8 protein-coding genes, 1 pseudogene and 1 CRISPR repeat array are annotated in these 7,920 nt (G+C 67.6%); of the genes and pseudogenes, 5 read left to right on the plus strand and 4 right to left on the minus strand.

Features of this window, described 5'->3' with window-relative positions; genetic code table 11:
- Positions 1–132: 132 nt before the first annotated feature.
- Both ACWEQL_RS39080 and ACWEQL_RS39085 read left to right on the plus strand, forming a co-directional pair.
- Positions 133–1,003 (plus strand): IS5 family transposase gene (locus ACWEQL_RS39080; protein WP_452155808.1). Its coding sequence is split into 2 segments (ribosomal slippage): positions 133–476 and positions 475–1,003, totalling 873 coding nucleotides; the frame shifts between segments, so codons are not numbered across the junction.
- A gap of 226 nt (positions 1,004–1,229) precedes the next feature.
- Positions 1,230–1,715 (plus strand): hypothetical protein, encoded by a 486-nt coding sequence (locus ACWEQL_RS39085; RefSeq protein WP_452155810.1) that lies wholly within the window; start codon positions 1,230–1,232, stop codon positions 1,713–1,715.
- Here ACWEQL_RS39085 and ACWEQL_RS39090 read toward each other — a convergent pair.
- A complete protein-coding gene (locus ACWEQL_RS39090; RefSeq protein WP_452155812.1) occupies positions 1,699–2,106 on the minus strand; it encodes an Hpt domain-containing protein in 408 nt (135 codons plus the stop codon). The two genes, ACWEQL_RS39085 and ACWEQL_RS39090, sit on opposite strands and share 17 nt — an antisense overlap.
- Positions 2,107–2,501: 395 nt before the next feature.
- Between ACWEQL_RS39090 and ACWEQL_RS39095 the strand changes: the two genes are divergently transcribed.
- Positions 2,502–2,744: a hypothetical protein gene (locus tag ACWEQL_RS39095; protein WP_452155822.1), complete on the plus strand. Its 243-nt coding sequence runs from the start codon at positions 2,502–2,504 to the stop codon at positions 2,742–2,744.
- 56 nt (positions 2,745–2,800) lie between these two features.
- On the opposite strand, the gene ACWEQL_RS39100 is transcribed toward ACWEQL_RS39095, so the two are convergent.
- Complete coding sequence (locus tag ACWEQL_RS39100; RefSeq protein WP_452155814.1) at positions 2,801–3,220, minus strand: ankyrin repeat domain-containing protein; 420 nt, start codon at positions 3,218–3,220, stop codon at positions 2,801–2,803.
- 374 nt (positions 3,221–3,594) lie between these two features.
- On the opposite strand from ACWEQL_RS39100, the gene ACWEQL_RS39105 reads away from it, so the two are divergent.
- Entirely contained in the window at positions 3,595–4,068 is a 474-nt protein-coding gene (locus ACWEQL_RS39105; protein ID WP_452155816.1) for a roadblock/LC7 domain-containing protein, read from the plus strand.
- 148 nt (positions 4,069–4,216) lie between these two features.
- Here the strand turns inward: ACWEQL_RS39105 and ACWEQL_RS39110 are convergent, their stop codons facing one another.
- Positions 4,217–4,651 (minus strand): hypothetical protein, encoded by a 435-nt coding sequence (locus tag ACWEQL_RS39110; protein ID WP_452155818.1) that lies wholly within the window; start codon positions 4,649–4,651, stop codon positions 4,217–4,219.
- 305 nt (positions 4,652–4,956) lie between these two features.
- Positions 4,957–6,669: an IS1634 family transposase gene (locus ACWEQL_RS39115; RefSeq protein ID WP_452155820.1), complete on the minus strand. Its 1,713-nt coding sequence runs from the start codon at positions 6,667–6,669 to the stop codon at positions 4,957–4,959.
- Between the two features lie 157 nt (positions 6,670–6,826).
- Between ACWEQL_RS39115 and ACWEQL_RS39120 the strand changes: the two are divergent.
- Positions 6,827–7,105, plus strand: a pseudogene (locus ACWEQL_RS39120) (type I-E CRISPR-associated endonuclease Cas1e); the annotation flags it as partial.
- Positions 7,106–7,187: 82 nt separating this feature from the next.
- Positions 7,188–7,521: a CRISPR direct-repeat array (repeat unit 29 nt; unit sequence GTCCTCCCCGCGCGAGCGGGGGTCAGCCG).
- Positions 7,522–7,920: the final 399 nt, after the last annotated feature.

The raw sequence follows: 7,920 nt of genomic DNA on the forward strand, positions 1-7,920 counted from the left end.
GTCATCCGACAACATCAACTCGGCCTTCGGCCGACCCGTCCGCGCCACATCCCCAGTCTACATTTATGAATGAAATTCCAGACTCAGGACACTAGAGCGTGTCTCTTTGATGCGCTGAGCGGTTGATCGGATATGCCTGTCCGGTTGGTGATCAGTGATGCGATGTGGGGTCGGATCGAGCCGTTGATGCCACCCAATCCGGTCCGAGGGCGCCGGTGGGCAGACCATCGGCGCACGTTGGAAGCCATCGCGTGGAAATATCGGACGGGCGCGCCTTGGCGTGACCTTCCGGAGGAGCTCGGCCCGTTCCAGACCGCTCACAAGCGGCTGCTGCGCTGGGCGGCCGACGGCACGTGGCGGCGGATCTTCTCGGCTGTACTGTCCGCCGCCGATGCTGCTGGCGAGATCGGTTGGAAGGTCTCGGTGGACTCCACCGTCTGCCGTGCCCATCAACACGCGGCGGGCGCCCACAAAGGGACAGCGCGGCGGCGGTGAGCCGGCCGACCACGCGCTGGGGCGCTCGCGCGGCGGGCTCAGCACGAAGATTCATCTGGCCAGCGATGCCAAGGCCCGCCCCTTGGCCGTGGTGGTGACTGCGGGTCAGGCCGGGGACGCCCCGGCCTTTACGGCCGTGATGGCCGCGATCCGGGTTCCCCGTGCCGGTGGCGGGCGGCCCCGGACCAGGCCCGATGCCGTGCTCGCGGATCGTGCGTACTCGGCTCGCGCGATCCGTTCCCACCTTCGTGAACGGCACATTCGAGCGGTCATCCCGCAGCCGGTTGATCAGGTCCGCAACCGGCTGCGGCGCGGCTCGCACGGCGGCCGGCCGCCGGGCTTCGACCGCGAGACCTACCGCGAGCGCAACGCGGTCGAGCGGTGCATCGCCCGGCTGAAGCAGTGGCGCGGCCTGGCCATGCGCACGGACAAGCTCGCCGTCGCCTATCAGGCCGCGCTCCATCTCGCGGCGGTCATGATCTGGGCCAGCGGCAGAGCGAGCGGGTGAGACCAACCCGCCACCGGAGACCGCTCGCCGGCCGGCGTGACCTTTCGATCTTGGTGCCGGTTGTCACGGTGCACGCATGACCGTTGATCCGGTGAGGAGTACCCGCGGTGAACCGCAAGGCCCCGGCCGCCGTGGCGGCGTTGGCCGCTCTGGTGGCGCTGGCCGCAAGCCCGCAGGCCATGGCCCAGGAGGGCCCCGCGCGCAGTCCTGCGCGGCCTGGACCAAGGTGGAGGCCGTCTCGTACCTCAGCTACTCCGACGGCACGTTCCGCAAGGCCCAGGGCACGGTGAGCACCGTCGCGAAGGACACCTGCTTCATCTCCCTGGACGAGAACCGCTGCCCGCCGGGCTGGTACACCGGCTGGAACGGCTACTGGAAGGTCGCCAAGGAGAGCGACAAGGGCGCGGTGTACAAGCAGTTCGCCTACGCGGTGGTCCGCAAGGAGGCCAACGGCTACACCGAGGCGTACACCGTCGACCTCGACCAGCTGCGCGACGTCGCCGAGAACGCCGACTGCGACGCCAGGATCACCCAAGGCACCGCCGACGCATGTCGGGCCGACATCCGCGTCTACGGCGAGCCGAACCGGCAGCTCACCGACCAGCGGAGGCGCCCAAACCGTTCGATGATCAGGAGGGCCTTTCTGTCCTCTTGGCGGTCTGTGTGTGCAGGACCGCCAAGAGGACAGGTAGTGATCAGCCGAGGCGCTTGAGGGCGGCCTCGGCGTCGGGCTGGCGGCTGTAGAAGTCCCGGTACCACGCTTCGGTGTCGGTGAAGGTCTTCTTCATGGCCACGAGCAGCGCCATGAGCGAGTCCTGATCGCCGCTTGAGCGCGACTCCGAGACTGCTGACTGGAGGGCGAAGGCGTCGTCGGTGAACCGAGTGGCGCCGACAGATGCAGCAGCGCTCTTCACGGCGCCGGCCTCGGACGCCGCTTGGAGGAAGTCCTTCTTCGCCAGACAGTCCTCGATCGTTTCGAGCGATGATCGGCTTGTCTGGAGGAAAGTGCCAACAGCTTCGCTGGAGAAGCTGGTGTCACCCTCGTCGTTGTCCCGCAGGCCCTGAAAGGACTCTTCGTCGATCAGGGACGTGTTGCCGGTCATGGGTGCGGTTCCCCTCGTTCAGCGTGTTGCGGACTCCCCTGATCGGGCCCGGCCCGCGCGGGCCATCCAGGAGCATCATAGTGACCGAACGACAACACACGGTTACAGTGGTTGTGTCCTCAAATCGAACGCACGCGGGCAGCAGAGCCTCCCGAAGTGGTGAACATCTGCTGTCCGCTCTCGGGTTCTGGCTCAACTTCTGCGGTTGTCAGCTCTCCGGCACCGAGCCGGCCCCTCGCGCTGGTCAACGGGGAGGGCGCCATCCAGCCTGGGCCGTGAACGGCTTGTCAGGTCCGGCCCCGCGCACGGGCGGAAACCGCTGATCCCCGAACGGGCGGCCGAGCGCACTGCCAGCATCGCGCGCGAGTGGCCCCCGAACATCAAGGAGCGAAGCGGTGCCCACCAACTTCCTGACGGAGGGCCAGCGCCGACGCTACGGCCGCTTCATCATTGAGGGCTCGCGGTTCTCGGAGCTGGAACGGCTGCGCCGGCCGCCGACGCGGACGACCGGGATGGCGCTCGCCCGTTCGCTGGAGCGCGTGGACGAGATCGCGCTGGACAACACCGTTCTGACCGAGCGAGACGCCGACCACGTGAAGGTCCGGGCCCTACCCTCGCGTCCCCCGCACCTGCCTTGAGCCCCTGGAGGCGTCCGGCGCGGGCGAGGCCGAGCGCCTCCAGGAAAGCACCCTCTTTACGAGCCCCCCTGAAGCAGCTTCAGCAGGTCCTGTTGGCCGTAGGCCCGCGCCGCCTCAACGGCGGACGGAGTCCCGGCGGAGGGGTCCGCCCCATGTGCGAGCAGGATCCGTACGACCTCCTCATCGCACTTGAAGACCGCCCCAACCAGAGGCGTTTGCCCCTTGCTGTTGGCGCGATTCGGGTCGGCATCGCGATCGAGGAGGGCTTTCACCGTATCGCCGTGACCGTGATACGCGGCCAGCATCACCAGTGAGTCGCCCCCCTCGTTGGTGAGGTTGACCGGCACCCCAGCATCGATATAGCTGGCAAGAGTGTCGGTGTCGCCATGTCGCGCCAAGTCGAAGACTTTCGGGGCGAGCTGCAGGACCTCGGGGTCGAGAGCGGGCTCAGTGGTATCAGAGGTCGGTTCGGGCATAGTTCGTCCCCTTCAGCTTTAGCAAGTAGATGCGAGCAGAGCAGTAACAATCTAGCTGCACAGCTCATGCCCTGACATGAACTCAGAACCACGATCGGTTCTCACCGATAATTTCTGTACTAATGTTCGACCTGCGCCAATCACATCGGGCGCGATTCCGCGGTGGAATCCCTTTGTGCCGAAGCGCGATAGGTGTCATCGGGGCAGGCGTGTTGCCACCAGGGCGTCGGACGGGGCGCGCACCCAGCTCCGCCGGGCCCCGGCGACCAAACATTGAGTGGCGGTTCAATCACGCAGAGTTGCGATCTCTGTAGGGTTAGGCGCGGCAGCGCCATTCAGCCCCAGCCACTTGCCACCCCTTCGGAGGATGCGCCGTGACCACCACCGACCTCGCCTACACCGATGCGATCAAGCAGCTGGAGGAGGCCCTGCGCCGCCTTCGCCAGGAAGCCAACGCCAAGGCGGTGTTCCTGATCGACAAGAACGGTCGGCAGCTGGCGGCGGCCGGCGAGGTCGAGCAGTTCGACACGACCTCGCTCGCCTCCCTGACCGCAGGCAACATGGCGGCGACCGACGGGCTGGCCAAGCTGATCGGCGAGCGTGAGTTCTCGGCGCTCTTCCATGAGGGGCAGCAGGACCAGATCCACATCTCGATCGTGGCGAAGCGCGCCATCCTGGTTGTCATCTTCGACGAGCGCTCGTCCCTCGGTCTGGTCCGGCTCCGGGTGAAGCGAGCCAACGGCGACCTGGAGAAGATCATCGAGAACGCGCCGGCGTCCACGCCCGAGGGCGCGCCCTTGCTCGCCGAGATCACGGACGAGGACATCGAGGCGCTCCTCGGCGAATAGCCCGGCGGGGCTCCGGCGCTGCTCGGGGAACCGATGCAGCGCCGGGGCCGGTGACAACTACCCCGCTTCGTGTGGGCTTGGTGACTGCAACACCCCGAAGCGGGGACCGGCACAGTCCATCGACATCTCACGGTCAAGGAGACAGGCTCTAGTCCCGCATGTACGAGGCTTGGCGGTGTCGGATCCGACCGGCGGTTCCGGGCCACGGCCAGCGCCTGCGAGGGCCGGCGCCGCCGCACAGTTCGAACCTGACAGCACCGGTGGGATCGGTGCAGCGCACCGTCACCTCCTTCGCAGCGGCGGCCACCACCGCGACTCCCAACTGCAGCCCCCCGACGTCGTCGACGGGAACCGCGTACTCGGTACCAGAGTCGGTGGCGACCACCCACCGGTCGCCGGGCCGATGGCCCGCGCAGGCCACGACGAGCGGCATGCCCTTTGCTGCGGACACCAGCGCCGACGGGCCGGCCCCATCCACGAACTGCCCGCGGACCTTGTGGTCGTATCCGTGCACGGACACGACCACCTCGGCTATCCCGGCGGCCCCCTCGCCGACTTCCACTGTCCACTGCTCTTGCGACACCTGGGCCTCCTCGACGGCCGGCAGTCGTGCCGGCCGGCACGACCCCCAGCAGAATTCTCGCACCTTCGGTCAGAAGCAGCCCGGCATTGCAACCCGATCCGGAGAACAGAACTGACAGAACGTCAGCTCCCTGAGATGTCACACGGTACCGGCCGGGGGTGGATGGCCAGGCCGCACCAGGACCACTACTGACCCGGGTTCGACGTAATTCGGTGACCTGGAGGGTCGAATCTGGGGTCTGGCCTGGGCGGACATGGGTGTGGCCGCCTGGAGGGCGTTTCTCTAGGCGGTGGCGTTTCGGCTGGTCAGCGGGATGTGGCCTGGAGGTCGAGGACCTGCTTGGGGTGAGGGATGCCGAGCTTGGCGAGCAGGTCGGACTGCGGCTTGGTCAGGCCGGTGACCTGCTGGAACGTGCCGGTGGGGCCGGTGAAGGTCCCGACGTGGAGGCGCTGGAGCTCGCGGCGGACCTGGGGCCAGGTCGTGTCAGTCCGGGTCTCGATGATGCGGATCAGCAGGAGTGCGAGCCAGCACAGGACGACGTGGGCCCGGATGCGTTCTTCGAGCCGGTGGTAGACGGGCCGCAGGTCGATGATCTGCTTCATGTCGCGCCAGCCGCGCTCGACTTCCAGGAGTTGCTTGTGGCCGAGCGCGATGTCCTCGGCGCTCAGGTGCGGGTCGCTGCAGCGCAGGAGATACTTGCCGTCGAGGTTCGACTCCGCCTTGATCCTGGCGGTGTCGATGCGGAGCTTGCCGGCGGGAGTGGCGCGCAGGTAGCGGTTCAGGCCGGGCTTGCCGGCGATCTTCCCGCGCAGTTCGCCGCGCTTGAAGTCGCTGAGCTTGTCCGATTCATCGATCAATTCGGTGAGTTGGGCGAGGAGTTGCTCGCGCATGTGCCGGTCACGCTCGGCGGCCTCGGGGTTGTGGCAGATCACGAACCGGTCGGTGTCGCTGATCCGTACCTCCTTGACGCGCATGTTCTCGGCGATCTCGGTGTAGCGGCCCTGCCGGGACAGGGCGGCCTTGACCTCAGGCGATCCGGAGCGGAGCTTCTCGCCGATGATGTAGGCGTGATCGCCCCGGCGCAGGTAGCGGCGGTTCTCCTCGGAGGAGAAGCCGCGGTCGGTCACCCACACGATCTTGCTGAGGGTCCAGTCCCGCATGTCGTCCTTGACCTGCCGGATCACCTTCTGGTCCGAGGCGTTGCCGGGCCAGCACCAGCAGCGGACCGGGATACCGTCGCGGGTGACGGCCATGCCGATGACGATCTGCGGCAGGTCGTCGCGGGAGTCCTTGGACTTGCCGTAGGTGCGGAACCCGGACTTGGCCGCGTCGCCGGCGCCCTGGTCCGTGTCCACGGGGCGGCCGGCGCCGTCGCGGGAGACGGGCTCGTCGGGCTCCTCCAGTTCGAAGTAGGTGCTGGTGGTGTCGAAGAACAGCAGGTCCACTTCCAGGTTCAGCAGGTTCGCGACCTCGTCGAACACTTGCTTCTCCAGGTCGGCGGTCACCTCGTGGAGCCAGTCCATCGCCCGGTAGCAGGGCTGTTCGCCGGTCTCGGCCAGCTGGTCGATGTGCGCGTCGTGGGTGATCCAGTCGGCGGCGGCGAGCTTGGACGACGGGGCCAGGGCCCGGTTGGTGACCAGGGCGAACAGCACACGTTCGGTGGCGGTCATGTCCCGGCGGCGGCCTCGCTTGGGCTGCCCGACCCGGCCCACGATCTGGTCGATCTTCAGCCGATGCCACAGGTGGTCGAGCACGTAGGCGCCTCCGAACGGCACCGAGGAGACGAACTCCAGATCAGAGGCGGCCGTCGCGGCCAGCGCGTCGCCCGGCTCCAGCAGCCTGGATAGAGACGCGACCAGGCGCTTGACCGCGTCGCGGTCGAGTTGGTCCTCGCGTCCGAAGGTGAACAGCACCTTGGGCACCGCCCGTCCCTTGGCCGGGTCCCACTCGTTGTGGGCCAGGTGAAGGTACCGGACCGTGCCGGACTTGTTCTCCCGCTTCGTCGTCTTCACGTACACGGCTCCAGACCCTACGAGCCATGCGCAGGCCAGCGCAGGAGAATCACGGAAATCGCGTCTCTAGGCACATCGGACCTGTGGAGCGACCTCCAACCCCGTGACCTGCACCTTCAGACCCACAGAACCTCCAGGAGCCCCGAATTACGTCGAACCCGGGTACGACATTGCCGACCTCTATAAGGCCGAACTCACCATTCCGCTCGCCTTCTCCCTTCACGCCTCGCCTCAGCCCGAGGCCGACGCCCGGCGGAGCTTTCGTGACGGGCTGCGACTGTTCAAGCTGCTGCCCCGTATCGTCACCGACATCCAGAAACTGCTCGCCCCAGGTCAGGACATCGCCACCCCCGATCCCAGGGAGCAGCTCGTCGACCTCTGGGACCCCGTGGCCGGCGCGTTACCCGGTGGCGTGAACTACGGCGGAGACGAGATGCCATGAGAACCGCGCCCATCCATGCCGCCTGTCCGGCCGGGCAGCAGCAGACATGTCGTCGATGATCGTCCTGTCCGTCACAGCAGTCGTCCTCCCCGCGCGAGCGGGGGTCAGCCGGGGCCTGACCATGGGATACCTCAACCCCACGGGTCCTCCCCGCGCGAGCGGGGGTCAGCCGTAGTAGCCGCCCCACTTGTTGATCGCCTTGAGGTCCTCCCCGCGCGAGCGGGGGTCAGCCGCCGGTGGACGGGTCCCGGCCGCCCCAGCGGTAGTCCTCCCCGCGCGAGCGGGGGTCAGCCGTCGGCCGGCCTCGGCGTCCGTGCCACACAGGTGTCCTCCCCGCGCGAGCGGGGGTCAGCCGCCTTCGCCGGCGCGGAGCCGAGACGCGGGATCGTCCTCCCCGCGCGAGCGGGGGTCAGCCGCCGTCGGCGGCCGGCCAGGCTGCCGCGGCCGGGTCCTCCCCGTCGCCGAGAGTACTCCAGTGTTGAGGCGATGCGGTCGGCGTTCAGAGACCGCGATGGAGCAGATCCAGGCGGGCCTGTTGCCCAACGTTCGTCTCCCGAGGTACGAGATCGCACCGCTCTCTCCGACGGGGGAGAAGGCCGATCTCCGCCCCGTTGCCTGAAGGTAGGAGCAACGTCGTAGAGGGTGGGTTGGAAAACCTGGTGACCCGATGGCTTCGGTGCCGCAGAATCAAGACCTGCGGCCGACGAGGCCGGTAGCCCGTGTCGGCAACGGCTGAAATCGGGCCGGTCTGATCGGTTCAATTGTGGGCCATCGTGCGGTCTTGTTCAGCCGTTGTTGGTGGTCGGGGTGCGGCC

The organism is Kitasatospora sp. NPDC004240, from assembly GCF_053603215.1.